Genomic DNA, 25,582 nt, shown 5'->3' on the forward strand with positions numbered 1-25,582 from the left:
GGCTCGGGCCCGTTGCGCCAATGCGCATAGCGCTCATTCCGCCGATATCGGCTGCGCGATGGCTTCTCGTTCTTATTGTCTTTGCAGGGATCTACTTCTTCCACGGCTTTGTGATCCCTGTTTTGGCCGCACTCGTCATCGGTTTTGCCAGCTGGCCGCTGTATCGGGATCTGTTGCGGCGCATCGGTGGCAACACGACCATCGGCGCGACGATTGCGATCATATGCGTTCTAAGCTTCATCATTATCCCGATCAGTATCGCCCTCACTTACGCGATAGGCGAATTGCGCGATTGGATCGGTTGGGCGCTTCAGATCAACCGTGTCGGCTCTGCCCCGCCGCAATGGATCGTGGACCTGCCTGTCGCGGGGGACTGGCTTTCGACCCTGTGGGAACGCCACATCGGCGAGCCAGGTGCCATCGGTCAACTGGTTCAATTGGTCAGCGGCGCCAATATTGGGAATATCTATCGCGCGGTGATCGCTGCCGGAGATGGCGCGTTTCATCTACTACTGACGTTGCTGTTCATGCTGATCGCCCTGTTCTTCGTGTATCGTGACGGTGCGGCCTTCGCGCGCCAGATGGATTTGCTGGGTGAACGCATACTGCCGTCCCGGTGGGAGCGAATATCGCGGGTGGTTCCCGCTACTATAAGCTCTACAGTGACCGGTATGACGCTGATCGCGATTGGTGAAGGCATCATTCTCGGCATTGCTTACTGGATTGCGGGCGTTCCGTCCCACGTCACCCTCGGTGTTCTCACCGGCATTATGGCGCTGATTCCCGGCGGAGCGCCCTTGTCCTTCACGCTTGTTTCAATCTACCTCGTGGCAAGCGGATCACTTTTCGCAGGTGTGGCGCTGTTTGTCTGGGGCTCTGTCGAACTTTTTATCGTGGATAAGACGGTACGCCCAAGACTGGTCGGAGGTCCCATCAAGCTTCCGTTCCTGCCGACCTTCTTCGGCCTCGTAGGCGGTGTAAAGACGCTCGGATTCCTAGGCTTATTCATCGGTCCTGTGCTGATGGCGCTGCTCGTTGCGATCTGGCGCGAGTGGATGCGGGAGATAGAACTCTCATCCAGCGCTGAAGCGGTAGAGACCCCGACTGTTCCGGAGCCGCCAAAACGCCTCAAGTCCGATCCGGCCCCCGTCAACGAAGGCGCTTCTCCATAAACAGGCTGAGTGGATCAAGCTTATAGTCGCCGAATGGCGGAATCTCTTCGTATCCAGCATTCCGATAAAGGCCAATCGCCTCTGGCTGATAGATCCCTGTTTCAAGGCGGATGATCGAAATGGCGAGGCTTCGGGCCTCGCTTTCTAGCTGGTCGAGCAAACGCTTCCCGAGTTTCAAGCCCCGTGCGGATCCGTCAACAAACATGCGCTTGATCTCCGTCGTGCCATCGTCATTTCGGACAAGGGATGCGCAACCAAAAACGTCTTTGCCTCGTCGGGCCACGAAGAACGAAACTGTATCGGCTTCCAGCTCCTCGATCGACAGCATATGGTTGCTTTCGGCAGGGTAGAGCGATGCAACATAGGCGTCGGATAACTCCAGCAGTCTCAGCACGCCGGGCTGCCGTGGTGCTTCTCGTTGAATGACCATATCCTGCATAGCTTTCCCGTCTGCCTCCACAAAGTGTCAAGCTAGGCCTTAACGTTCTTGCAAGATCCCATGCAAGGAAGTTCATTTGCGCACCGCGATGGTCATCATAACAATACTTGGCTGCGGCGACAGCGCCACGGATTGCTAATAGGTGGCGACGCTCAATCAACGCTGGCCCAGCGTCGAACTTTGCAATGCGGTTTCTGAAAAGGAGTTGGGCCGGTTCGCCAATGTTTCCTATCCCGTCGTCATTGCCGTTTGCCAAGATCCGACCGTGGCGAGCGCATCCCCGACCGCACCGAAATCTACAGACACGACAGGTGCCCATGCACCGACAGCGGAGGAAACAAGGCAGGAGGAACAGTCGATGGCCGCAAAGGCCATGGACCGTGTAAAGACTATCCTGCCGACGCGGGATAACGTCGAGAGCCTGATCAAGGGGCCGGTACGGATCGTGGAAAGCGGATATTCCTGGGTCGTCCAGCGGCTGCACTAGTAATCTTGCGCCAGAGATTTATGCGATGCGAAAGCCTTCAAGCAGCGTAGGCAGTCTGATCTGCGTATGCGCGGGCCATATCCCTGTATTCCTGGCGCTGCAGTGACTCGACAATGTCCAGAAGCTCGTTGATGCTGGTGTAGGTATCAACCGTGCGCGGATACCGTTCGATCAATGCATCGAAGATCCCCTCGCCGCTGCCATGAAACTCACGCACTTTCTCGCGCCAGAGCGAGGTCGCCTCTACGAAGACTTCCGATATTTCACGAGACAATCCGCAGGCTTCATACAGAGCGCGGATTGCATGTCGACGACCAGTCGCCATGATCGAGCGAACGCGGCGATCGTCCAGGCCAGAAAGATCGGTGATCGCAGCAGCAAAGAATTCGATCCGTCCCGAGCATAGCGCGTGCATGAGGAAAGCCGACGTGAGGCGGCCATCTTCACGCATCGTCTGAACCAGCAGCGGAATTTCATCCGACAGAGCGTTTCCGACAAGACGCAGCGTGGCGAGCGTAGCCGCCTCTTCAGTCAGGTATGCAATGCGCGGTGCACTCAACGTGGCCTGAACCAGCAGCGAACCAGCTAAAGCGCGACTGATCTCGCGGACCAGAACATCGCGCGCTTCCGCAGGGAGATCTTCGCGGTCCAGAAGCAGGTTACGCACCTCGCAACTACGGGCGTGGCGCTCTGCCAGCCGCTTGAGAACGTATCGGGAGAGCTCGGCGGAATCGTTTTCCAACAGGATTACCGCCTCAGCCGTATCACCAATCTCGGCAATCGCAGCGGCAACACCGCGGCCCAGTTCGGGACGGGCCGCAATCAAGCCGCGGGTCATGCTGGACCCTCTACCAGCGATATCCACGAGATCCATATCCGTCAGTACCGGTGAAAACGTAATGACGGGGCAGGCGATATCCGGCTGGTCCTCCGCCAGCGCCAGAATGACGGCACGTGGTGCTGACGGCTCTTCAGCAAGGCTCTCGGAAAGCGCGAAGCGAACGGCTGACGAGGGGTCATCCAGCAGGTGGATCATTGCGTGCAAGGCAGCCTGCTTTTGCGGATCATCTGACCGAAGACGAAAATAGGCGGCAGCCAATGCGCGCGCTGCTTTCGCGCGGTCTGCCGCGCCTGCTGTTTCCGCCCATCGCAAAAAAGCCTGGATAATCAACTGACCTACCCCAAACGCCGGAGCGACTCTACGCTCTCCATTCGTCCATGAGGCCAAGCTAGTCAGAAATAGTTTACGATCGGTTCACCATACGCCTTAAGAATCAAGAAAAGAGACCACCAAACTTCTATTTCCGTTTATTAACACCATGCATTGCAACCTCTGAGCAAACCATGTTTCGATGGCAGAACAGACATGATGGAACATAAGACACTGAGGTCGCAACTTATCATAAGGCGTCGCTAATACTCAACGTTTGCTATCGGGTCGGTCTTTGTAGTTGGAAGACATCGCTGCCACCATCCGCATAATCCATATAGCCCATACGGGCGACGGGTTTTGCCAAACCCATGTCGATGCGGCCGTCCCGGAGAATAGCTTCACTGATATGGATGCCGACCACCTGACCGAACACAATAACCGATTCGGACATGGTTTCATTCAAGCCCTTTGGTCGAAGGACCTCCGTCACCTTGCATTCGAGCGCAGCATAGGCCTCGGCCACGTATGGAGCATCCACCAGCTCACCAAATTTCGGCGTCAGCCCAGCAAGATCGAATTCGTTGACACCATAGGGCACCGGCGCAGAGGATGCGTTCATCGGTTCGATGAGATTTCGGCTGACGAGGCTTGCGGTGAAGACGCCCGTTTCTTCGGCGTTTCGGCTACTGTGTTTCGGCGTACTGGAAGAGAACATCACAATTTTCGGATTGTCCGAAACGATGTTGAAAAACGAATAGGGCGAGAGGTTCAGCGAACCATCCCTGCCCTTCGTACCGATCCACCCGATGGGTCGCGGCGCTACAATGGCCTTGAACGGGTCGTGCGCAAGACCATGCTGGTTGAGATCGGTGGTATAAAACATCACTCGCTTGCCTCACCGACCCAGCTGACGATATCCTTGAGTTCAGGGCGCGGACGGTCGGTTTGCGGGAACGTCGTGGAGCCGATGTAGACCAAGCCGGCGATTTTTTCTTGCCGCTTCACGCCAAGAGCGGCCTTGGCATCGACGTCATAGGCGACCCATTCGCTCAGCCAATTGGCGGCATAACCATGGGCATTGGCCGCCATGAACAGGTTGAGGCAGACGGCGCCGGCAGACAATTCCTGTTCCCAGACCGGGATCTTGACGTGCTCCGCCGCAGTGCTGACCACAGCAATGACGACCGGAGAACGCGTCAAGCGCGACCGCTCGATCTGCCGGGCTTCTTCGGTCATTTCGGGGTTCTTCTTCAGAGCAATGGCCAGAAGCTGCTCGCCGAGCTCTGCCCTCGCCTGTCCCCGATAAACGATGAAGCGCCAGGGAGCGAGCTTGCCGTGATCAGGAACGCGTGAGGCGAGCGTCAGGATCTGCTCCAGCTCGGTCCGGTCCGGGCCCGGTTCCGTCATCTGGAGCGCAGGAATGGATCGACGCGTGCTGAGATAATCGAAGAGTGGCTTCTGAATGGGCATCCGACGACTCTGTGAATGGAGGGATCTTGAAATTGCCGCTAGGTTGGTTTTGAAGTGACGTTTCGGAATTCAAGAGTCAACGGTCAGCAACCACTATGAACGCAGTTTCTCGGAAGGTCTCGCTCTCGATGGCGCTGCTGGCGGCGCTTGCCCTGGCGCCATCCGCTCAAGCTCAGGACGCATTCCAGCCTTTCAAGCAGTTGGAAGGCACGCCAAAGATGCCGAAGCTGAATGCTTTTACCGCGCCATCTGCCCGTAAGGTTCCGGCCCTGCGCGATGTGACGCTGGAAGCGAAGTTGACGGCAGATGGAACATCTCTCCAGACCGGGCTCAACTGGCGTGTGTTCAGCCCGAGCCCCGGCCCGGATGGCAAGCTTCAGCTTGTTGCCTCCTCGGAAGGCGGCGAAGCCCATCTTCAGCTGGCGCCAGGTGATTATTTCGTCAACGTCGCATTCGGACGCGCTGGAATCACAAAGCGGCTGAGTGTTCCGGAAAATGGTGACGTCAAGAAGCTGTCCTTCGTTCTTGATGCGGGCGGCCTTGTGTTGAACGCAGTTGCGGGCACTGATCAACGGATACAGGCCAACAAGCTGAAGTTCTCGATCTATTCCGCGGAGGTGCGCGAAGACGGCGAGCGTGCGCTTGTGATGGCCAATGTAAAGCCAAACACGATCATCCGGCTGAATACCGGCACATATCACATTGTTTCAGAATATGGCGATATCAACGCCAGCGTTCGGGCTGACCTTCAGGTGGAGGCAGGCAAGTTGACCGAGGCGACGCTGCAGCACAAGGCGGCGCAGATTACCCTGAAGCTTGTTTCCCAGCACGGCGGCGAAGCCGTGGCTGATACCGCATGGTCCGTGCTGACTGCCGGTGGCGACGTGGTGAGTGAAAGCGTCAGCGCCTTTACAACCATGGTGCTGGCGGAGGGCGAATATACCGCCGTCGCCCGTAACAAGGACAAGATCTATCAGCGAGAGTTCACCGTTCAATCCGGCAAGAACGCGGATATCGAAGTTTCCATGAAGGAACAACAGGCGTCCGTCGTCGGTCAGGATTGATCCCCGCGATCGCTTGAAACAAAAACCCCGGTGGATCGCTCCACCGGGGTTATTTGTTTTACTCGGCAGCCATCTTGCGTGCTGCTTGACGCCGCTTGACATCCGGCGGCGTTGCTTCTTCCGAAAGCGATGCAATGGCATCTTCCAGCGACATCGGTGTCTGTGCCTGCGAACCCAGGCGGCGGATGTTGACCGAGCGGTTTTCGGCTTCCTGACGACCACAGACAATGATGACCGGCACCTTCGTGACCGAATGCTCGCGGATCTTGTAGTTGATCTTCTCGTTGCGGAAGTCCTCTTCCACGATCAGGCCCGCATCGCGCAGTTGCTGGGCAACCTCGCGGCCATAATCATCCGCATCGGAGGTGATCGTTGCGACGACCACCTGAAGCGGTGCAAACCACAGCGGCATATGCCCGGCGAAGTTCTCGATCAGGATCCCGAGGAAGCGCTCCATCGAGCCGCAGATGGCGCGGTGGATCATGACGGGCTGGGTCTTTTCCGAGTTCGCATCGATGTAGAAGGCACCGAAGCGCTCTGGAAGGTTGAAGTCAACTTGAGTCGTTCCGCACTGCCAGTCACGGCCGATAGCGTCCTTCAGAGTGTACTCGAACTTCGGCCCGTAAAACGCGCCCTCACCTGGCAAAATTCCGGTTTTGATGCGCCCGCCAGACTGCTCTTCAATCGTCTTGAGAACGTCCATCATGACCGATTCCGCGCGGTCCCAAAGCTCGTCGGATCCAACGCGCTTTTCTGGACGGGTGGAGAGCTTCACCACGACTTCCTTGAAGCCGAAGTCCTCATAGACCGACAGGATGAGATCATTGATGCGCAGGCATTCGGCTGCCATCTGCTCTTCCGTGCAGAATACGTGGGCATCGTCCTGCGTGAAGCCGCGAACGCGCATCAACCCATGCAATGCGCCGGATGCTTCGTAACGATGAACGAGACCAAATTCCGCAAGGCGAACAGGCATTTCACGGTAAGACTTCAAGCCATGCTTGAAGATCTGGACGTGACCCGGGCAGTTCATCGGCTTCAAGGCGAAGACGCGATTATCGGCTTCCTTGTCATCCGGATGGGTAAACGCGTAAGCCGATTTCACAGCGAACATGTTTTCCTGATACCAGCCCCAGTGACCGGAGGTTTCCCATAGCGAGGCATCCAGCACCTGCGGTGCATTGACCTCTTCATAGGTGTTGGCCAGACGGCGGCGCATGTAGGCGGTCAGGGTCTGGAACATGCGCCAGCCCTTGCCATGCCAGAACACGACGCCCGGACCTTCTTCCTGGAAATGGAACAGGTCCATCTCGCGGCCAAGCTTACGGTGATCGCGCTTCTCGGCTTCCGCAAGTACATGCAGGTATTGATCTAGTTGCTCCTGCTCTGCCCAGGCGGTGCCGTAGATACGGGTCAGCATCGGACGGGTGGAATCACCGCGCCAATAGGCACCGGCCACCTTCATGAGCTTGAAGGCCGTCCCAATCTGTCCGGTCGAGGCCATGTGCGGACCACGGCAAAGGTCGAACCAGTCGCCCTGCGCATAGATCTTGACGTCTTGATCTTCCGGGATCGCATCAACGAGCTCGACCTTGAAGCTCTCACCCTTGGCAGCAAACACATCCTTGGTTTTCTGACGGGACCAGACTTCCTTGGTGAAGGGTTTGTTGCGACCAATGATCTCCTTCATCTTCTTTTCGATCTTTGGCAGATCGTCAGGCGTGAAGGGCCAGTCTTCCCTGGTGTCTGGGTGAACGCGCTTGAAGTCGTAGTAGAAGCCGTTTTCGATCACCGGGCCGATCGTGACTTGCGTGCCGGGCCAAAGCTCCTGGACGGCTTCTGCCATCACGTGCGCGGCGTCATGGCGAATGAGTTCCAGAGCGCGCGGATCCGTGCGGGTAATGATCTCGATCTTGCCGTCGGAGACAGGGTCCGACAGGTCGCGGACTTCGCCGTCGATCGCAATGGCGATGGCCTTCTTGGCAAGCGACTTCGAGATGGACTCAGCGACCGCAAGCCCGGTCGCACCGGCTTCATACGAACGGACAGAGCCATCAGGGAATGTGAGGGAAACGGACATTATATTCTCCTGTTATCCAGTCCCGCCAACGAATGCGGGTGGGTAAATCGCGCCGCTTATTACGGCATCCAACGCGCGCGTAGATACCCGCGAAAGCCCGGCGAGTAAAGGCTAGGCTGGTTAGCTCCTGTAGCCCCAAAACGCCAGCGCGCCTTCCGGCAACTGGCCCAGCAGCGCCCTCAGCTTTGTCTCATCCACATGGCGACGAATCGCGGTCGTCACATCCTCAATTGCCGAGGGGGTTGAGAGATTGTGGTTGTGGCGCAACTGGCGCACTTCAGCCATCATCTGCTCATGGGTCTCGAAAGGCTTCAGCGGCTCATCCGTATTCCAGTCACTCACGAAAATGGCGCGAACGACGGGCGGCAGAATGCCAGCAAACTCAATAGCCTGCGGCAGTGTCAACCGGCGTCGAAAAACCTGCAAAACGGCCTGCAACATCGTGTAGGCCTGATGCCGGGTTTTCAAAAGAGATATGTCCAGCAGATCAGACATGAAGGCGTCGAAATCCGTCGATGCCTGAAAATATTCCATCGGCATCGGCATGACGGTTACTCCTGTTTTGTAGGTGCTGTGGTTGGAGCTGCGCGACTGTAGCGCCAGGGTGTCCACCATCGTTGGTGTTCTGCCATCCTCTCCGGCACGGGATCCAGCCCGGACGAGCCGAATGGCCCGCAACGGGCAAAGCGGTAGGCCGTCATCCAGCCACCGAACCAGAGACCATGACGCGCGACCGCCTCATAACCGAACTCTGAACATGTAGGGATGTGACGACAGGAATTGCCGATGAAGCCGGAGAGCGTCAACTGATAGAGGCGGATCAGGCCCATTCCGACAAGACGATCGGGCGTTTTGCGAAAAGGACCGGACCAGTTCCGACTTCTTCTCCGCGGCTTTTCATCCTCGTCATCATGCAGACCAGAACAGTGCTGGCACATAAGTCAGACCGCCTGCGGCTGCGCTTTGGCTTCAATCTGATCGAGACAGTCTACCACGGCATCGAAGGTCAACATGGTCGAGGCATGTCGGGCCTTGTAGTCCTTCACGGGTTTCAGAACACGCATTTCCTCAAAACGACCGATGGGTCCTTCACCATCCTCCTTCAGCATGGCCAGCATGTCCCGACGTGCCTGACGAATTTCGTCAACAGATGCGCCAACGACCACCCGCGCCATGGCCGATGAAGACGCCTGCCCTAAAGCGCAGGCGCGCACCTGATGCGCGAAGTCGGTCACGACCCCATCGCGCACCTTCAGAAAGACGCGCACCTTCGAGCCGCAGAGCTTCGAGTGCTTTTCGCTGGTCGCATCTGCATCATCGAGCGTACCGGCACGCTGGATGTTGCCTGCCAGTTCGAGAATTCGACTGTTGTAAATATCGTCCATGCCGAAGAATCCTGACGCTTCCTGCGTCGCTTGCCAGTGGACAGTGTGTGCTTCAGCCCGCCGACTGGTCGTCCCTAGTCTCATGCTCTATATGATGCCGGAAACGATCGGTTCAAGAAACATGTTTCGCCAAGTCTTCAATCGAGAGTAACTCGTATCTTGTAAAAAGGGATCCGACAGGTCAGATAACGCGTAGCCTGCTTTGAACGTCATTGCAGTTCAAAGAACTTCGGCAGGTGCGGCCTTGAACCGCACGGGAGATATGAACATGGATTCAGTCGTGAAGAATTTCCCTGCGGGGCAGAAGCAACCTCGCCCGACACAGCAAGAGGCCGAGGATGCGGTGCGCGTTCTGCTGCGCTGGGCCGGTGACGATCCGTCCCGCGAGGGCCTCATCGATACGCCGAAGCGCGTCGCCAAATCCTATCGTGAACTCTTCGGTGGTTACGATCAGTCGCCAGAGGAAATTCTTGGCCGTACCTTCGAGGAGGTCGGCGGCTATGACGACATGGTCCTTGTAAAGGACATTCCGTTCTATTCCCATTGCGAGCACCACATGGTGCCAATTATCGGCAAGGCTCACGTGGCTTACCTGCCGAAGGGCCGTGTACTGGGGCTATCAAAGATTGCCCGCCTCGTGGAAGTGTTTGGCCGCCGATTGCAGACGCAGGAAAACATGACCGCGCAAGTCGCTCAGGCGATACAGTCCGGTCTGGCACCGCGCGGCGTTGCGGTGATGATCGAAGCGGAGCACATGTGCATGGCCATGCGCGGCATCCAGAAGCAGGGCTCGACCACGCTTACGACGACATTTACCGGCGAATTCAAGGAAAAGGCTCAGGAACAGGCCCGTTTTCTCAGCATGATCCGTCGCTGATACAGGCTGACAGAGAGTTACATGACCATTCAGTTCGACCCGGCGCCCTCAGACAAAGCTCAACTTGAGGGCTACGGTGTTTTCACGCCGCGCTTTGATGACCATGGTCTGGTGACAGCCATCGTGACAGATCATCGCGATGGTGAACTTCTGATGGTCGCCCACATGAACAGCGAGGCGCTGGCTCTTACCATCGAGACTGGAATCGCGCACTATTACAGCCGTTCGCGCGCAAAAATCTGGAAGAAGGGCGAAACATCCGGCAATCTTCAGACCGTGGTCGAGCTTCTGACCGATTGCGATCAGGATGCCGTGTGGCTGAAGGTGCAGGTTGCCGGACATGATGCCAGCTGCCACACCGGACGTCGCTCATGCTTCTATCGCGCCGTCGAATTGGTGGACGGCGAAGCAAAGGTCAGGATCGTTGATGAGCATCGTCATTTCGATCCAGACGCGATCTATTCAGACAAGGGAACCGATTAGGCAACTGCTTCGTTTTTCGGCAAGTCTGACGGACATGAACTGATTCTAAACCAGTGTCTGCGTTCAATGGTAGTCTGGCTTACATAGCCTGAAGGGCGGGATCAGATGCTGAACTGGAACTGGAATCGCGGTGAGGCTCCGACATCCGGAGCAGATGCAAATAGTGGCGGCAACAAGCCGCCTCATACTCCCGAACACAAACCCAAAAAGCCGAAGCTTGCTCTGGCACTCGGCGGCGGTGCCGCCAGAGGCTGGGCGCATATCGGTGTCCTACGCGCGCTGGAAGAGGCTGGAATTGAGGTCGGCATGGTTGCCGGCACCTCCATCGGTGCGCTGGTGGGCGGTTGCTATCTCGCCGGCAAGCTTGATGAACTCGAAAACTTCGCGCGCTCGCTTACCATGCGGCGCATCGCCGGCCTTCTGGATCTGACCATTGGCGGCGGCGGCTTGCTGGGTGGAATGCGGCTGACGAAACGCATGCAGGAGCATCTCGAAGACGTCGCCATCGAAGACCTTGATCGTCCGTTCGTGGCGGTCGCGACCGAGCTTCACAGTGGTCACGAAGTCTGGATTACGAGTGGCTCGCTGATCACCGGCCTTCGCGCATCCTACGCACTTCCCGGCATTTTCGAGCCGGTGAAATGCAACAACCGGACGCTTGTGGATGGAGCGCTGGTCAATCCTGTCCCGACATCTGTCTGCCGGGCCTATGAGCAACCGCTCGTGGTCGCGATCAATCTGAACTATGACATTTTCGGTCGATCCGCCGTCGTCAAACACAATGCCAGCGTTCAGCCCGTTCATCAGGGACAGCACACAAAGGTTCAGGAAGCACGGATTGGGATGACCGGCACGATGGTGCAGGCATTCAACATCATTCAGGAGCGAATCTCACGCGCGCGCTTGGCGGGAGACCCACCCGATCTCGCGCTTCATCCACGCCTCAGCGATATAGGTCTTTCCGAATTTCACCGGGCCGGTGAAGCAATCGACCGCGGCTATCAGGAGGCCCAGAGCCGCATTACCGAACTAAAGCGGATGCAGGAGATATTCACTCTTCCCTGAAAATGGGCAGCCGCCCCACCGGGCGGCTGGTGGGTGTTCAGCTGGCGATATAGGCCCGGATATGCTCTGCCTCGGCCTCAACTTCCTGAATGCGCGCCTTGACGACGTCGCCGATGGAAATGATGCCCGCAAGCTTGCCGCCATTTTCGACAGGTACGTGGCGGAAGCGGCCACTGCTCATGATTTCCATGAGTTCGTTCAAGGTGGTTTCTTCCCGGCAGCGCGTCACAGACGTTGTCATTGCCGATGAAACCGGATTGGAAAGAGCCGCCTGACCCTCTTTCGCAACACAGCGGACAAGGTCACGCTCCGTAAAAATCCCGGCAATCCGGTCTTCGAGACTCGTGACGACGATCGCGCCAATGCGCTTCTGCTCTAGGATCTTTGCGACATCCTCAATGGTCGCATCGCGTGACACAGTCACGACATCCCGGCCTTTTCTATCGAGCATGTGCTTCACGGAGATAGACATCAATTCCTCCTATTGATCAGCTCTTCGAAACCTTTGATTCGCTCCTCCAAGCGTTTCGAAAGTCCTACGATGGTGCTCCTCAATGGAACGGATTGCAAGAAGCGCAGGCTTCAGGCTCTGTCATGTCTTTCGATGACGCCGGGATCAAAGGCCGAAAATAGCAGATAGCCAAAGAGGAAACCGCCGATATGCGCGTCCCAGGCGATGGCCGAATCGTCACCCCCTACGAGCGGAATGCCCAAAGCGATCAGCACGTTTCCGAGGAACCATAGGATTGTAAAAATGAGGACCGTTCTGTTGCGCATGGCGCCGACAATTCCCTGGCGCGGCAGAAGATGAACATCGCGCCCGAACATGCCGGTGCCGCTGGCGGGAAATGCGAACCGACATGCGGCGCCCATTAATGCGGAAATGACACCCGATGCGCCGATCAGGATCGTCTCCTGACCCCAGTTCAGCGCGGCGTGGAAAAAGGCGGAACAGGCAGCCGACAAGGCCCAGAACACCATGAAACGCTTGAAGCCGATGCGACGGAAAACGGGGGCCCCAAATGCTGCGAGCCAAAGCCCGTTGAAGGCCAGATGCTCGATACTCCCGTGCAGGAAAGAATAGGTGACCGGGGTCCAAAGCCATTCCAGCCCCTGCCCCGATAGCGGAAACACATACCGTAGCGGTGTATAGGCAAGCTCGAACAGGAAGTAAGCTCGCATCTCGTCGGACAGCACGTAGGCATCCAGGACGAACAGGACGATCAGAAGTCCTAGAATTGCGAGTAATGGTCCCGGCAGGTTGATTGCCGGCTCACGGCGCTGTGACGCGCGGCGAATATCTTCATTCATTCCACGACCGTGGTGAATGCCTCGCTGTGCGGGCGTCTCTTCCTCTGGCGGGGTGGCTCCCCAGGGTGTTTCGGGCGGTTTTTCCATGCGGGTCGGGTTCCTCTGCCGAAATCTATTAGCAGATCGCAACCCCATGAGCGAGCAACGATTGCGGGATTTGCTGCTCCTGCAGTGGCCCAACGCGTTGGAGTGGCATGCTTTTCGCTCCGTGGATTAGAAATGGCAGGCATGACGCCTGATGCGACACAGAATGGAACAAAACGTGCAGATGTTGAGCAACCACAGTAACGAAGTGTTGAGCTATTGGTACAGCCTGCGCCGCGCGAACAAAGCGCCACTTAGGACCCAGTTCGATCCCACGGAAATCCGCTCGCGTCTGCCCGATCTCATCATGCTAGGCTGGCAGGATCTCGATCTTGTGTTTCGTTTGGCAGGCACGCGGGTCTGCGAACTTTTCGGCGAAGAGTTGCGAGACCGAACCTTTGAGACGTTGTGGAATCCGCGGTCCCGTGATCAGGTAGCCGAAGCCACCTTGTCCGCCTTCAGATCAGAGACCGCGATCCATTGCAGCGTGAACGCCATCCAAAATGGACGTGCCGTGCGCTTGGAGATGCTTCTGCTCCCCTTGCGTTCAGCGGACGGGGCATGTGATCGTCTGCTGGGCTCCATTGTTCTGGGAGAAGACGCACCCCCCTCCTATATCATTAATCCTGGCACGCTCGTGCTCGATACATGGCAGCCAACCTTTGCGCCCGGAACCGTCTTTGGCTCGACAACGGAAATCACCAGAGACAGGGTCGGCCAAAGCTTCATCAGGCGGCTTTTCCATCTAAGCTGAGCAGTCGCGACAACCCCAGGAGTCGGATTGACCCAATGTTAACCGGCTGAGAGTAAGCATGTCTGGTAGATGACGGACGAAAGAGTGCAATGTTCTCATTCCAGCCAGCAGCACAACCACAGAAGCCCGCTCCTCCCCGTACCTTCCAAAGAGTGACGGTCAATATGAGCGGCCGTCTTATGCTTGCCTCGCGCGAGGAATACCCCTGCCTTGCCTCCGAAATGTCGCCCGGCGATGTCATGCTCGAATGCATCGGCGCTCCGCGCGTCGGCGAACGGATCATTGCCTACATCGATCATCTTGGCCGGCTGGAAGGCCAGGCATTGCAACTGACAGATACTGGCTTCGTAATGTCGATCACGGCCACGGATCGCAAGCGGGAAAAGCTGGCCGCGCAGCTGACATGGCTGGCAAACCGACACGAACTCGGCCTGCCGGAAGACCGACGCCATGACCGCCTTTCACCGCGCATCACGCGCGCCGAACTGCGGCTTGAGGACGGTACGAGTTATCCTTGCCGTCTCGCCGACCTCTCGCTGTCCGGTGCGGCGGTGGATTGCGATGTTCGCCCACCCGTCGGCACCCCCGTTTTCCTCAACAACATGCGTGGACGCGTCGTTCGCCATTTCGCAGAAGGTGTCGCGATCGAATTTGCGATGGTGCAAACGCGCGAAAGCCTGCGCGACTTCCTCTAGGAACAGCTCACAGTCGCCTCAGATTGAACCCGGCCATCGCGCCGGGTTTTTGATTCCTGGCACCCGAGAGATCCGTTGCCTGAAATGCGGTTCGATGCGTACCGAATTTAACCAATGCTCCACCATGTTTTGTGTCGTACAGAGTCCGTGCAGAAAAAAATGTACGAAAAAGACGCGTTTTTTTGACTGCAATCTCGGCCTCAACTTCCGTCTGGGCCTCGCTTCCGCATTCAATTTCCCGCCTGAGGGGCGGGATTTCAGACGCGAAAATGATGTTGATCATTTCCTGAAGCTCGTGATTTGTGACCCGAATTGGTCATCACGGATTACTACGGTCCAACCAAGGCGACGCAATTTCAGCAACTTACCTGATCATCTATCGAATTATCCTCAAACTTGCGCATAATTTGAATGAAATTTGGGTCAAAACCGATTCAGATTCGAATTGCATTTGGATCAAATCAGCGCTCAATTTTAGACGCATTAAATTCAATTAAGCATCTGATTTTACTGTCAATTTTGGCACAGTTTGAAGGTGCGTGTGAGACATTCCCCTCATCGAAACGGGGAGAACAAAATGTTTCACATCAAGAAGATCGCCGCTGGCTTGGCCATCGTCGCAGCAGCCCTCAGCGCAGGCAATGCCAACGCCGCAAGCACCGCGCAGATGCAGGTGACCGGCAAGGCCAATCCACCCATCGGCCATTATGAATTCTGCCAGACCTATCGCAGCGAATGCGTTCCAACGGACGGGGACCGTGGTCCTCTGGTTCTGACGGAAGATCGCTGGAGAAAAATTCTCGATGTGAATTTCACCGTCAACTCGACGATCACTCCCATGACAGACCAGGAGATTTACGGCGTCGAGGAACGTTGGGCCTATCCGCGGACAGTCGGCGATTGTGAAGACTTCGTTCTCCTCAAGAGAAAGCTTCTAATCAATCAGGGTATCAGCCCTTCGGATCTCTTGATCACCGTTGTCCTGCAGCCGAATGGCGAAGGCCATGCCGTACTCACGGTCCGGACCGATCGCGGCGATTTCGTTCTCGACAATATGCGCAACAAGGTCATGCTGTGGTCCGAAACCGAATACACCTATCTCAAACGTCAGGCCGTCGATGATCCAGGCGCATGGGTGAAATTGCAGGATGGCCGCGCCAACGCGGTGGCTAGCGTCAGAAAATAAGCTTCATCCCCGTGAAGCCAAAGGCGTCGCTCCACTCCCCGTGGGCGGCGCCTTTTATTCGTTTAATGATTGGTTAACCATAAACGCGAATGCTTCGGACAATGATGCGCAGCTAGTTTGGCGCTTCCGGAACATGGTGTGCGACAATGGCTTCTCATACGAATGATAGCGATGAAGGCTTCGAGCCAATCATCTCCAATCGGCTTGCCATCAAATTGGTATCGGCTCTCGCAGGGCTGGTCCTTATAGCCGGGCTGATTACAACTGCAGGCCACTGGCTTGGTCAGCGAATGGCTTCTGGCGGGCATACCGAGAGTGCAGAAGTATTCGACATTGCGATAGGCTCAGACATCGTTTCGGTTCCAGCCAACATGATCAGGCTGGCCGAACAACGGGCATCCGGCAAAGCCTCGGGTTTGAACCTTTATCTGACCTGGCCGGAGATGCAGGGATACTCGGCCGCGGAGAGGGGCCGCTTCGATACGCCCGACACGTCCAATGACCTGATTTTTGTCGAACTTTCAGAAGCCACTATGTCCCGCGATATGTCTGGACGGTTCGAGCCGATCTATCAGAGGCTCTTATCCGGTGATTCAACAGACTTTGGCCATGGCCTCACGCTGCATCATCTGAAAGCCGATAGCGGGTATGGCGATGAAGTTCTTCTATCCGCCCACCGTCCAGGAAAGCCAGACTATGTGGTGCGGTGCCTTCTGCCCCAACGCGGACAGGAGGCGAGCAGCGCCGATTGTCAGCGGGATATTCATGCGGGAAACGGGTTGAGCATCCTCTATCGCTTCTCATCCAAACGTTTAGCCGAGTGGGACCATATTGATGCCGCTATTGGAGCTTTTGTCGCAAACAGGCTAACGGGCCAAAAATCCGACAATCCGTGAAAAGTCGAACAGAGTTTGTAAACGTCTGTTCATCATAAACCACTTGGTAAGGCTAAGCCCCTAAAGTGATGAGAACGGTGCTGCGGGGGCAGCCGGACCCGATAACATGAATTGCAGTGAGTGAGTGCAAACGTGCTGAATTACATCAACACGACATCCTTCCCCAAGGGTGGCGCCTCGATTTTCCAGAAGATCGTCGGCCTCGTTTTCGTCGTAGCCTTGTTCGTCTTGCTTGGCGGGCATACGGCACACGCCAATCCGAAATATGCAGGTATCGTGGTTGATGCCAAAACCGGCAAGGTGCTCTATTCGGATGATCCGGATTCGCTGCGCTATCCGGCATCGCTCACCAAGATGATGACCCTTTACCTCACATTCGAGGCGCTTGAAGCGGGTCGCATTACCCTCGATACGGCGATTCCGGTCTCTACCCATGCGGCAGCAGAGCCACCATCGAAACTCGGCGTTCGCGCTGGCGGGTCCGTTACCGTCGAGCAGGCCATCTTTGCGCTTATCACCCGCTCTGCCAACGATATCTCAACTGCTCTTGGTGAGTATCTGGGTGGCAACGAAGCCCGCTTTGCCATGATGATGACGAACAAGGCCCGTGCACTAGGCATGACTCGCACAACTTATCGTAACGCCAATGGCCTGCCCAACACGGCGCAGATGACGACGGCGCGGGACCAGGCACGCCTTGGCATCGCCTTGCGTCAGCATTTCCCCCAGTATTATGGCTATTTTTCCACGCGCTCCTTCAAGTTCGGCAAGCAGGTTATAGGCAATCATAATCGTCTGGTCGGTAGCGTTGCAGGCGTGGACGGCATCAAGACGGGCTACACCCGTGCTGCAGGTTTCAACCTTGTTACCTCAGCACAGCTGAACGGTCGTTCCATCGTTGCGGTCGTTCTTGGCGGCACCAGCACGGCCGCTCGTGATGGCCAGATGCGCAAGCTGGTTGCTACCTATCTGCCACAAGCCTCTCAGGGCAGTGCCAGCAACCTGATCGCACAAGTTCGCACTCCAGCCCCACCAGTGGCTGCGTCTGTTCCGACGCCGATCACGGCGCAACCTTCCCCTGTTGCTGCTGCAGCGCAGGAGGTGGCCGTCAATCTTCCTACGGGCGCGCCACGTCCGTCAGCACGCTATGCCGAGGAAAAGCTGCCAGGCGCCTCAGCCTATTCGTCTGAACCAAGGGCTAATGGTGCCGCTGCGGCCGTGACTGCTGCACTGGATACGCCACCCTCTGTTATCCCCACGCCTGCACCGGAATACATGCCGACAGCCCGCGCAAAGGATCCAACGGACTCGTTGACGACTGCTTCGACACGTCCGGTCGCTGAAATGGCCCGAGCCGCAGCATCGCAGCCTTCAGGCTGGGTTATCCAGATCGGCGTGTCTCCGAACAAGGACTCCGCACTGGAAATGCTGGAAACCGCGCAGGCAAAGGTTGGTGGCGCGCTTCGTTCCGCAAAGCCATTCGCCATGCCGGTGGATGCAAATGGCGGTCAGGTTTACCGTGCGCGTTTTGCCGGTTTCGATGACCAGAAGGCGGCTGTAAATGCATGCAACAGCCTGAAAAAGAAGGGCGTTGCCTGCTGGGCTGCACAACAGTGAAATGAGTAATACCAAATGTCGATGATAGGAACCTATTGCGTGGGACCGGAGGCCTTTATCCGACGAGAAGCATACCGGAGAGCGATGCTCCTGCATCGGTCGAGGATTGCGACAAAGTCGGTGAAGGAAATCCGGCCCATCCAGAGGACCGGGCGCTTTTGGTCTTCGGACGTCGTCGAAAATCCGCGCCGGACGGATTGGTCCGGCTGTGGTTTTCTTCTTGCCGCAAACCAAAATCGCTCCGGCGCAATCGGTCCCTATCATCGACATTTGGTATAGGGGAGGCAGTGCGCCTCCCGACACCATCTGCGTTTCGGATGGAAAACAGATCCTCGCTTGTATTGCGTTACGAGGTCACCATGGCGACGAATGAGAACAATCTCGACTTCGAGTTGCCGACAGGCTCGAAATCGAAACACCGTGGGGGCGCGCTTCATCCTCTGCACGAAGCCGCCATGCGGTTAGCCGCTATGGGGATGGGAATTGGTCGACCGAAAGAGAAGACGCGTGATCTCGTGTCGCTTCTTCTTTCCCATGGCGCACGGGCCTGGCGCCATACCCAGCCAAGGGTACATATACATCTGCATTTGGCAGCAAGGAGCGGTCGTTCACCGCTGCGTCTACGGCTCAAATAGTTCAACGAGGGCGCGGCGGAATGCGCCCTTTTCGCTTTCAGAGCAAGCCGAGTTCGGCCAGTTCCCGACGCAGATCTTCCGGCATGGAAGCGACATCATCGCCAATCGCACCCAGATCTCGCGGAGCATCCTCCTGCGGCAGATAACGCCAGCCCTGGAACGGACGCTTGGGCTGTGGGACCGTTTCGATGATTTCCGGCCCCAGCACGAGGTTGCATCGACCGATGCCATCTCCCCCGGTGAAGGTCACGATATCCAGCAGAGGTTGACGTGCTGTGACCTGCCCCTTGATGACCCAATAGAGCGAGCCGCCATCGAGCAGTTCCTCGACGCGTTTTGGCACCATGCGTGTCGTATGCGTGGAGTGGGGTTGAAGTCCGGCAGCAATAGCCGTCAACGAACGTTCGGCCACCCATTCCCTCAGATCCTGAAGGGAGTCGGCGCCAACGCAAAGCTTGATCAAATGAAGAGCCATAGAATGCTAAAAGACCCTCTTGCCGTTCCGGTCAAGAGGGTCCTTCACAGTCCAATCCTAAATTCCTGTGATCAACATTCGACGACGTTGACGGCGAGGCCACCTGTCGAAGTTTCCTTGTACTTCTCGCTCATATCGTTTCCGGTCTGACGCATTGTCTCGATGGCTGCATCGAGTGGAACAAAGTGAGAGCCGTCGCCCTTGATGGCGAGCGACGCTGCCGTAACGGCTTTCACGGCCCCGAGGGCATTGCGCTCGATGCAGGGAACCTGCACCAAGCCGGCAACGGGATCACACGTCATTCCCAGATGATGCTCAAGCGCAATTTCTGCGGCATTCTCGATCTGCTCTGGCGTTCCGTCCATCACAGCTGCCAGACCCGCCGCCGCCATGGCCGCGGCTGAGCCAACTTCGCCCTGACAGCCGACTTCAGCACCCGAAATTGAAGCGTTGTGCTTGATGATGCCGCCCACTGCTGCTGCGGTTAGCAGGAAGGTTCGCACATCCTTGATCGTTGCATCTTCATGGAAGTGTAAAAAGTAGCGAATGCTGGCCGGGATCACACCAGCGGCGCCATTGGTTGGAGCGGTGACCACACGTCCGCCGCCGGCATTTTCCTCGTTGACCGCCATAGCATAGACGCTCAGCCAATCGTTTGCGAGAACGGGATTAAGCCTATTGCTTCGGGCATCATTCGTCAGCTTTTCATAAATGGACTTGGCGCGGCGACGGACCTTCAAGCCACCCGGCATGATGCCGTCCACTTTCAGGCCCCTATCGATACAGCCGCTCATGGCAGACCAGATTTCATCCAGCCCGCGGTCCAGCTTCTCTTCGCTCATGCGCGTCAATTCATTGGCACGCTTCATGTCAGCAATGCTGAGGCCGGACGCCCTCGCCATTTCCAGCATCTGCTTCGCCGTGGAGAAGGGATAGGGAACCTTGGCTGCTGCTGCGTTTTTTTGCCCGCGCATTGCTTCGAGTTCCGTATCGGTTACAACGAACCCGCCACCAATCGAATAATAGATCCGCTTAAGGAGAAGGCGACCGTCCTTATCAAATGCCGAAAAGCTCATACCATTTGCGTGACCGGGCAAGGGTTGCTTCTTGTCGAAAATCAGATCCGTCGCGGGCTGGAAATCATAGCCGGGATGGCCCGGTGGCGTAATCCTGCCACTGCGTTCAACCTGTTCGATGACATCGTCCATCCGGTCCGGATCGACGGTATTGGGCGCTTCGCCCATCAAGCCCAGGATAACCGCCCTGCCCGTTCCATGGCCGATACCGGTGAAAGCGAGCGAGCCATGCAGGCTTGCCTTGATGGCGGAAACATGTGAGCCGACCGGCCGCGGCCATTCATTGGATACGATCAGGTCCAAAAAGCGATTGGCGGCCGACATGGGTCCCATCGTATGCGAACTAGACGGACCTACTCCAATCTTAAAGACATCAAATACAGATAAAAACATACTGCTATCGTTCCCAAATCGATCTCGTCAGGATGCGACAAACTAGCTGGACTGAACGCCAAGTCCAGTCCTTACAGCGACAGCTCACTGTATAATTGTACGCTTCAGGCAGAGAGTGCTGCTGCTACAGCCAACGACTTAGAATGAGCTGACGAGATAAGCGATTGCGAGAATCCCCGCGAAACCGCATAGGGCCTTGAACGTGACACCCCAGCAGGATTTAACGACGCTGTCTTCCATGATTTCCTCAGTTGGCGCCCAAGAATTTCGGCGCCGATATCGATTATTAAGGACTTATTAATCTCCGAGGCGTTTCGCAAGTGCGAAATTTAATCCATTCACTATTGGTTAATCCAGACATCAGGACGCCTCTTGGCAGCCAGCCGCGCAGGCGACTTGAGCCGAATCCAGAAGTGGCGCATAGAAACCGGACAGGGCACCAGCAGGACGTCTCATGACATCGGTCGACATTATCGCACTTCTTTTGTTCGTGGCACTTTGGGTTGGGTACTCATGGGTGACCAGCGGCGACCCGATTCTGCCGCGCAAGAGTCTGAACCAGGTGATGGCAGAGCGACGCCGTGACTGGATCTACAATTCGCTGAAACGCGACTTGAAGATGATCGATACACAGATCATGGCAGGGCTACAGAACGGAACCGCCTTCTTCGCATCAACCTCTATCTTTGCGATCGGCGGCTGCTTTGCATTGCTGGGCGCGACCGATCGTGTCGATGCGGTGTTTCGCGATCTGGCCTTTGTCGAATATTCCGGGCGTGCAGCTTTCGAATCCAAGGTCGTGGGTCTAACGGCGCTCTTCGGCTATTCCTTCTTTAAGTTCGGCTGGTCCTATCGCCTCTTTAACTATTGCACCATTTTGTTTGGCACCTTGCCGATGGCGAGCGACACTTCGATGCCGCGCAACGAGGTCGAGCGCATCGCGGAGAATGTAATCAGGATGAATATTATCGCTGCGCGACACTTCAATGCCGGGCTGCGTACAATTTTCCTGTCGATCGGGTATCTCGGTTGGTTTATCGGGCCCTATATGTTCATGGCATCCACGCTGTTCGTGATCGTGGTACTCATGCGGCGTCAGTTCTTCTCTGAAGCGCGCCGTGCGCTCATGGACCACCCGGCCCCGTAATATTCAAGGATATGCAAAGAGTTGAGCCATTCATCGACCGACGTGACCATTCAGCGCGTGCCCCGACTGCCGTTTATCGATACCCTGCGCGGCGTCGCCCTCATTGCCATGGCAACCTATCACTTCACGTGGGATCTGGAGTTCTTCCACTACCTTGAAGCGGGCACCGCGACGCACGGCTGGCCGAAGATTTATGCCCGAGGCATCGCCTCCGCCTTTCTGTTCCTGGTGGGCTTCAGCCTTGTTCTGGCGCACAGCAATGGCATACGCTGGCAGTCTTTCATCAAGCGTCTTGGCATGGTGGCGGGTGCTGCGCTTTTGATCAGCGTCGGGACCTATATCGCGTTGCCGGATCAATGGATCTTTTTCGGCATTCTCCACAACATCGCCGTATCCAGCCTGATCGCCTTGGCCTTCCTGCGCCTTCCGCCTTTCATCACCGGCCTTATAGCGGTCCTGCTGCTCGGTGGAATGATCGCCGACAATTGGGTTCAGCCTGGCATTCTGAGCTTCTCGCTTTTTGACTCCCGTTGGCTCGCATGGATCGGCTTCGCAGAGACCATTCCACGCTCGAATGACTACGTGCCCCTTTTCCCGTGGTTTTCAGCCGTTCTATTTGGAGTAGCCGCTGCCGGTCTTTGTCTGCGCCACGGCGTCTTTGCCTATGTCGAACGCTTGCAGCAGAAGCCTAACCTTCTGACAAAGGCCGGGCGTCACAGCCTCCTGTTCTACCTGTTGCATCAGCCGATCCTGATCGCCTGCGTTTACCTTGCGTCGCTGGTCATTCCGCCGCCTGCACCCGATCTGGTGTCCGGCTATCAGCGGGATTGCCGCCCCTCCTGCGAGGCGCAGGGCAATGATGCCGGTCTGTGCGAGCGTTTCTGCGGCTGCACAGCGCGGGCGCTGGGTGGCCAATCCCTGCTTCAGCCGCTTTACCGCGGCGAGATCAATCTTGAAGGTGATGAGCGGGTGAACAAGATCGTTCAGGAGTGTTCGATCCAGTCGCGGTAGCTGCTGGCGGGCGGAGGCTAAAGCGTTTTCGCCCCGGCCTCGATCAGGTTCCGACGCCGATTTCCGCGAGACGCGTGAGGCATGCCTCTTCGACGTTATCCAGTTCGCTTAACGTATCGTCTATATCCTTGCGTTTCTGGCGAAGCTCGTCGCGTTTGACGTCGACGCGCTTCATCAGAAGCTTTAACTGGCCGATCTCTCCGGGCGGCTCCTTGTAGACCTGAATGATTTCCCGTATTTCTGCAATTGTAAAGCCGATGCGGCGACCACGCAGGATTTCTTGAATAAGGCGTCTGTCAGCAGCGCGGAAAAGGCGGGTTCGACCTCGGCGCTCAGGGTGGATTAGCCCCTCGTCTTCGTAGAAGCGCAAGGTTCGGGTGGAAACGCCGAATTCCCGCGTCAGCTCAGTGATGGTATAATACTTATTCACGCCAGTATCCCGTATGATGCCCCGAAAATAATTGACTTTTACGTGCAAGTCAATTTCGGGTGCGACGGTCTGACTTGCTGGATTCAACTGATCGCAAACCACCATGTCGCAAGACCGAGGAACGAAAAGAATCCGGTCACGTCGGTCACTGTGGTTACGAAGACAGCGGATGCAACGGCGGGGTCTGCGCCAACCTTGTCAAGGAGAAGCGGAATCATGATGCCTGCCAAAGCAGCCGCCATCATGTTTATCAGCATGGCAGCCGCGATAATGCCGCCGATATTGATATCCTGAAACCAAAGGCCAGCGGCGACGCCGATAAGGACACCAAATATGATGCCGTTCAGCAGGCCTACGCCCGCCTCGCGTCGAACCACGCGCCAGGCATTATAGATATCGAGATTGCGGGTTGCCAGCGCGCGTACTGTCACCGTCATCGTTTGAGAACCGGCATTGCCGCCCATGCCTGCAACGATTGGCATCAGTACGGCGAGCGCCACGATCTGCTCAATCGTCGCTTCGAAAAGCGATATAACCGAGGCGGCCAGCAGGGCTGTCAGCAGGTTCACCAGCAGCCACGGAACGCGGGAGCGCGACGTTTCCGGAATGGTGTCCGACAGCTCTTCGTCACCCACGCCACCAAGGCGCATGATGTCTTCCTCGGCTTCTTCCTGAATGACGTCAACGACATCATCGATGGTCAGAATACCGACAAGGCGACCGTTTTCGTCCACAACAGCGGCGGATAGAAGGTCGTACTGTTCGAACAGTTGGGCCGCCTCTTCCTGGTCCATATCGGCGGGGATTGGATAGTTGGTTTCCCGCATGATGGTTTCGATCTTTACCTGGCGCTTGGTGCGCAAGATGCGGTCAAGATCCACGATGCCTAGAAGCTTGAATGTGGGATCGATCACGAAAATCTGTGTGAAACTTTCCGGCAGATCTTCTTCATCCCGCATGTAGTCGATGGTCTGGCCAACGGTCCAGAACGGAGGTACCGCCACAAATTCCGTCTGCATTCGACGACCGGCGGAACTTTCCGGATAGTCTAGCGCGCGGCGCAGACGTACGCGTTCGGTGAATGGCAGTTGAGCGAGGATCTCTTCCCGATCCTCCTGATCGAGATCTTCCAGAATGTAGACGGCGTCGTCAGAATCCAGTTCGCCGATGGCAGCAGCGATCTGCTCGTTCGGCATCTGATCGACGATTTCGAGGCGGATCGCCTCATCGACCTCAGTCAGAGCTGTCAGGTCGAAATCGTTGCCGAGCAGTTTGACAAGCGCCAAACGCTGATCCGGCAGGATGGACTCTAGCAGGTCACCCAGCTCGGATTCATGCAGGGAGGCGACATTCTGCCGGAGGAACAGCAAATCGCGGTCCGCAATCGCTGCACCAACCATGGCCAGGAAGTCGGAGCGAATCGAGCCGTTCTCCGCGTAGATATCCTCGTCTACGTCATCGGTTTGCGGTTTCGCACGGCTTTCGTCAAGTTCCGTCATTGCCGCTCCTTGTACCAAACGCCTGTGCCGAGGTGGATCCTACTGAGTCGGCAGAATGGCTGCGAAAAGTCGATTGTCAACAAACGGATAGGCGAAGCTGGCATAATGATGATCTTTGCCGGAAAGCCTGCCCGTCATGCATTGGACGTGCTAACAGATATCGACCGCAGATTAACAAAGACCAATTTGTAGATACGATGGCTGTACGCACGATTCTTCGTTACCCCGACCCGTTGCTTTCGCGGCCCTGTGCCCGCGTTATCTCTTTTGACGCCCAGCTGAAGAGCCTGTGCGACGACCTGCTGGACACGATGAGAGCAGCGCCCGGTGTCGGCATCACGGCTGCACATATCGGGGTGGATCAGCGCGTTTCGGTTATTCAGCTTGCGCCTGACCAGCCGCTGCACATCCATATCAATCCCGAAATTGTTTCAGCTTCCGGCGAACTCCAGCGTTTCACAGAGGGAAGCGTGTCCATGCCCGGCATGACAGACGACGTGGAAAGGCCCTCTCGCACAGAATTCCGGTATCAGGATCTCGACGGACAGATTTTCACGGATCATGCGGAGGGGTTTCTTGCCACCTGTATCCAGCACGAAATTGACCAGCTGGACGGCATATTCTGGATCCGAAAACTGTCCCGTCTCAAGCGGGACCGGCTGCTGAAGAAATGGGAAAAGCATTCTGTCCGCTGAAGA

Annotated in this window: 30 protein-coding genes; 15 read left to right on the plus strand and 15 right to left on the minus strand. The window is 56.7% G+C overall.

Annotation, left to right across the window (positions count from 1 at the left end):
- The first annotated feature begins 20 nt into the window (after nucleotides 1-20).
- Nucleotides 21-1,172 (plus strand): AI-2E family transporter, encoded by a 1,152-nt coding sequence (locus tag MUU53_RS03235; protein ID WP_247259660.1) that lies wholly within the window; start codon nucleotides 21-23, stop codon nucleotides 1,170-1,172.
- Here the strand turns inward: MUU53_RS03235 and MUU53_RS03240 are convergent.
- Nucleotides 1,150-1,611 carry a GNAT family N-acetyltransferase gene (locus MUU53_RS03240; RefSeq protein WP_247259567.1) on the minus strand — a complete coding sequence of 154 codons (462 nt, stop codon included), beginning with the start codon at nucleotides 1,609-1,611 and terminating at the stop codon, nucleotides 1,150-1,152. The two genes, MUU53_RS03235 and MUU53_RS03240, sit on opposite strands and share 23 nt — an antisense overlap.
- A gap of 142 nt (nucleotides 1,612-1,753) precedes the next feature.
- Between MUU53_RS03240 and MUU53_RS03245 the strand changes: the two genes are divergently transcribed.
- Nucleotides 1,754-2,098, plus strand: coding sequence for a hypothetical protein (locus MUU53_RS03245; protein ID WP_247259568.1), 345 nt, complete (start codon nucleotides 1,754-1,756; stop codon nucleotides 2,096-2,098).
- A gap of 37 nt (nucleotides 2,099-2,135) precedes the next feature.
- Here MUU53_RS03245 and MUU53_RS03250 read toward each other — a convergent pair whose 3' ends face one another.
- The 3 genes from MUU53_RS03250 to MUU53_RS03260 all read right to left on the minus strand — a co-directional run bounded on the left by MUU53_RS03250 (nucleotide 2,136) and on the right by MUU53_RS03260 (nucleotide 4,721).
- Complete coding sequence (locus MUU53_RS03250) at nucleotides 2,136-3,269, minus strand: DUF2336 domain-containing protein (protein ID WP_247259569.1); 1,134 nt, start codon at nucleotides 3,267-3,269, stop codon at nucleotides 2,136-2,138.
- A gap of 259 nt (nucleotides 3,270-3,528) precedes the next feature.
- Complete coding sequence (locus MUU53_RS03255) at nucleotides 3,529-4,134, minus strand: flavin reductase family protein (protein WP_247259570.1); 606 nt, start codon at nucleotides 4,132-4,134, stop codon at nucleotides 3,529-3,531.
- Complete coding sequence (locus MUU53_RS03260) at nucleotides 4,134-4,721, minus strand: nitroreductase family protein (protein WP_247259571.1); 588 nt, start codon at nucleotides 4,719-4,721, stop codon at nucleotides 4,134-4,136. The genes MUU53_RS03255 and MUU53_RS03260 overlap by 1 nt, the downstream gene beginning before the upstream one ends.
- A 128-nt stretch (nucleotides 4,722-4,849) precedes the next feature.
- On the opposite strand from MUU53_RS03260, the gene MUU53_RS03265 reads away from it, so the two are divergent.
- Nucleotides 4,850-5,785 (plus strand): hypothetical protein, encoded by a 936-nt coding sequence (locus MUU53_RS03265; RefSeq protein ID WP_377307248.1) that lies wholly within the window; start codon nucleotides 4,850-4,852, stop codon nucleotides 5,783-5,785.
- Between the two features lie 58 nt (nucleotides 5,786-5,843).
- Here MUU53_RS03265 and thrS read toward each other — a convergent pair whose 3' ends face one another.
- The 4 genes from thrS to MUU53_RS03285 all read right to left on the minus strand — a co-directional run bounded on the left by thrS (nucleotide 5,844) and on the right by MUU53_RS03285 (nucleotide 9,250).
- A complete protein-coding gene (gene thrS / locus MUU53_RS03270; protein ID WP_247259573.1) occupies nucleotides 5,844-7,865 on the minus strand; it encodes a threonine--tRNA ligase in 2,022 nt (673 codons plus the stop codon).
- 120 nt (nucleotides 7,866-7,985) lie between these two features.
- Nucleotides 7,986-8,411, minus strand: a complete 426-nt coding sequence (locus MUU53_RS03275; RefSeq protein WP_247259574.1) for a DUF2267 domain-containing protein — start codon at nucleotides 8,409-8,411, stop codon at nucleotides 7,986-7,988.
- Between the two features lie 5 nt (nucleotides 8,412-8,416).
- A complete protein-coding gene (gene yidD, locus MUU53_RS03280; protein ID WP_247259575.1) occupies nucleotides 8,417-8,803 on the minus strand; it encodes a membrane protein insertion efficiency factor YidD in 387 nt (128 codons plus the stop codon).
- Nucleotides 8,804-8,806: 3 nt separating this feature from the next.
- Entirely contained in the window at nucleotides 8,807-9,250 is a 444-nt protein-coding gene (locus MUU53_RS03285; RefSeq protein WP_247259576.1) for an iron-sulfur cluster assembly scaffold protein, read from the minus strand.
- Nucleotides 9,251-9,518: 268 nt separating this feature from the next.
- Between MUU53_RS03285 and folE the strand changes: the two genes are divergently transcribed.
- The 3 genes from folE (at nucleotide 9,519) to MUU53_RS03300 (ending at nucleotide 11,675) form a co-directional block, all read left to right on the plus strand.
- The gene (folE, locus tag MUU53_RS03290; RefSeq protein ID WP_062554498.1) at nucleotides 9,519-10,127 is read left to right on the plus strand and encodes a GTP cyclohydrolase I FolE; all 609 of its coding nucleotides are present in this window, start codon (nucleotides 9,519-9,521) and stop codon (nucleotides 10,125-10,127) included.
- Between the two features lie 21 nt (nucleotides 10,128-10,148).
- Nucleotides 10,149-10,610: a phosphoribosyl-AMP cyclohydrolase gene (hisI, locus tag MUU53_RS03295; RefSeq protein ID WP_247259577.1), complete on the plus strand. Its 462-nt coding sequence runs from the start codon at nucleotides 10,149-10,151 to the stop codon at nucleotides 10,608-10,610.
- Nucleotides 10,611-10,715: 105 nt separating this feature from the next.
- Complete coding sequence (locus tag MUU53_RS03300; protein ID WP_247259578.1) at nucleotides 10,716-11,675, plus strand: patatin-like phospholipase family protein; 960 nt, start codon at nucleotides 10,716-10,718, stop codon at nucleotides 11,673-11,675.
- A 37-nt stretch (nucleotides 11,676-11,712) separates the two neighbouring features.
- Here MUU53_RS03300 and MUU53_RS03305 read toward each other — a convergent pair whose 3' ends face one another.
- The gene (locus tag MUU53_RS03305) at nucleotides 11,713-12,147 is read right to left on the minus strand and encodes a CBS domain-containing protein (protein WP_247259579.1); all 435 of its coding nucleotides are present in this window, start codon (nucleotides 12,145-12,147) and stop codon (nucleotides 11,713-11,715) included.
- A 110-nt stretch (nucleotides 12,148-12,257) separates the two neighbouring features.
- Nucleotides 12,258-12,986: a rhomboid family intramembrane serine protease gene (locus MUU53_RS03310; protein ID WP_247259661.1), complete on the minus strand. Its 729-nt coding sequence runs from the start codon at nucleotides 12,984-12,986 to the stop codon at nucleotides 12,258-12,260.
- 268 nt (nucleotides 12,987-13,254) lie between these two features.
- On the opposite strand from MUU53_RS03310, the gene MUU53_RS03315 reads away from it, so the two are divergent.
- Nucleotides 13,255-13,824: a PAS domain-containing protein gene (locus MUU53_RS03315; RefSeq protein WP_247259662.1), complete on the plus strand. Its 570-nt coding sequence runs from the start codon at nucleotides 13,255-13,257 to the stop codon at nucleotides 13,822-13,824.
- An 89-nt stretch (nucleotides 13,825-13,913) separates the two neighbouring features.
- Nucleotides 13,914-14,519: a PilZ domain-containing protein gene (locus MUU53_RS03320; RefSeq protein ID WP_247259580.1), complete on the plus strand. Its 606-nt coding sequence runs from the start codon at nucleotides 13,914-13,916 to the stop codon at nucleotides 14,517-14,519.
- Between the two features lie 7 nt (nucleotides 14,520-14,526).
- On the opposite strand, the gene MUU53_RS03325 is transcribed toward MUU53_RS03320, so the two are convergent.
- On the minus strand, nucleotides 14,527-14,802 hold the full coding sequence (locus tag MUU53_RS03325; RefSeq protein WP_247259581.1) for a hypothetical protein: 276 nt from the start codon (nucleotides 14,800-14,802) through the stop codon (nucleotides 14,527-14,529).
- A 294-nt stretch (nucleotides 14,803-15,096) separates the two neighbouring features.
- Here MUU53_RS03325 and MUU53_RS03330 point away from each other — a divergent pair, with 294 nt between their 5' ends.
- The 4 genes from MUU53_RS03330 to MUU53_RS03345 all read left to right on the plus strand — a co-directional run bounded on the left by MUU53_RS03330 (nucleotide 15,097) and on the right by MUU53_RS03345 (nucleotide 18,853).
- Nucleotides 15,097-15,705 (plus strand): transglutaminase-like cysteine peptidase, encoded by a 609-nt coding sequence (locus MUU53_RS03330; RefSeq protein ID WP_165136017.1) that lies wholly within the window; start codon nucleotides 15,097-15,099, stop codon nucleotides 15,703-15,705.
- Between the two features lie 146 nt (nucleotides 15,706-15,851).
- Nucleotides 15,852-16,601: a hypothetical protein gene (locus MUU53_RS03335; RefSeq protein ID WP_247259582.1), complete on the plus strand. Its 750-nt coding sequence runs from the start codon at nucleotides 15,852-15,854 to the stop codon at nucleotides 16,599-16,601.
- A gap of 132 nt (nucleotides 16,602-16,733) precedes the next feature.
- Complete coding sequence (locus MUU53_RS03340) at nucleotides 16,734-18,218, plus strand: SPOR domain-containing protein (RefSeq protein ID WP_377307241.1); 1,485 nt, start codon at nucleotides 16,734-16,736, stop codon at nucleotides 18,216-18,218.
- A gap of 359 nt (nucleotides 18,219-18,577) precedes the next feature.
- The gene (locus MUU53_RS03345; RefSeq protein ID WP_247259583.1) at nucleotides 18,578-18,853 is read left to right on the plus strand and encodes a hypothetical protein; all 276 of its coding nucleotides are present in this window, start codon (nucleotides 18,578-18,580) and stop codon (nucleotides 18,851-18,853) included.
- A 37-nt stretch (nucleotides 18,854-18,890) separates the two neighbouring features.
- Here MUU53_RS03345 and MUU53_RS03350 read toward each other — a convergent pair whose 3' ends face one another.
- Together MUU53_RS03350 and MUU53_RS03355 are read right to left on the minus strand one after the other, a co-directional pair.
- Nucleotides 18,891-19,328, minus strand: a complete 438-nt coding sequence (locus tag MUU53_RS03350) for a DUF1489 family protein (RefSeq protein ID WP_247259584.1) — start codon at nucleotides 19,326-19,328, stop codon at nucleotides 18,891-18,893.
- A gap of 71 nt (nucleotides 19,329-19,399) precedes the next feature.
- Complete coding sequence (locus MUU53_RS03355) at nucleotides 19,400-20,797, minus strand: L-serine ammonia-lyase (RefSeq protein WP_247259585.1); 1,398 nt, start codon at nucleotides 20,795-20,797, stop codon at nucleotides 19,400-19,402.
- A gap of 454 nt (nucleotides 20,798-21,251) precedes the next feature.
- On the opposite strand from MUU53_RS03355, the gene MUU53_RS03360 reads away from it, so the two are divergent.
- Nucleotides 21,252-21,944 (plus strand): DUF599 domain-containing protein, encoded by a 693-nt coding sequence (locus MUU53_RS03360; RefSeq protein WP_247259586.1) that lies wholly within the window; start codon nucleotides 21,252-21,254, stop codon nucleotides 21,942-21,944.
- 21 nt (nucleotides 21,945-21,965) lie between these two features.
- The gene (locus MUU53_RS03365; RefSeq protein WP_247259587.1) at nucleotides 21,966-22,955 is read left to right on the plus strand and encodes a heparan-alpha-glucosaminide N-acetyltransferase; all 990 of its coding nucleotides are present in this window, start codon (nucleotides 21,966-21,968) and stop codon (nucleotides 22,953-22,955) included.
- 43 nt (nucleotides 22,956-22,998) lie between these two features.
- On the opposite strand, the gene MUU53_RS03370 is transcribed toward MUU53_RS03365, so the two are convergent.
- Both MUU53_RS03370 and mgtE read right to left on the minus strand, forming a co-directional pair.
- Nucleotides 22,999-23,385: a MerR family transcriptional regulator gene (locus MUU53_RS03370; protein WP_062554511.1), complete on the minus strand. Its 387-nt coding sequence runs from the start codon at nucleotides 23,383-23,385 to the stop codon at nucleotides 22,999-23,001.
- An 83-nt stretch (nucleotides 23,386-23,468) separates the two neighbouring features.
- Nucleotides 23,469-24,884: a magnesium transporter gene (gene mgtE / locus MUU53_RS03375; protein ID WP_247259588.1), complete on the minus strand. Its 1,416-nt coding sequence runs from the start codon at nucleotides 24,882-24,884 to the stop codon at nucleotides 23,469-23,471.
- Nucleotides 24,885-25,081: 197 nt separating this feature from the next.
- Between mgtE and MUU53_RS03380 the strand changes: the two genes are divergently transcribed.
- Nucleotides 25,082-25,579, plus strand: a complete 498-nt coding sequence (locus MUU53_RS03380) for a peptide deformylase (RefSeq protein ID WP_247259589.1) — start codon at nucleotides 25,082-25,084, stop codon at nucleotides 25,577-25,579.
- The last annotated feature ends 3 nt before the right edge of the window (nucleotides 25,580-25,582 follow it).

Origin of the sequence: Affinirhizobium lemnae (assembly GCF_022968395.1) — a bacterium.
Taxonomy (GTDB): domain Bacteria; phylum Pseudomonadota; class Alphaproteobacteria; order Rhizobiales; family Rhizobiaceae; genus Neorhizobium; species Neorhizobium lemnae.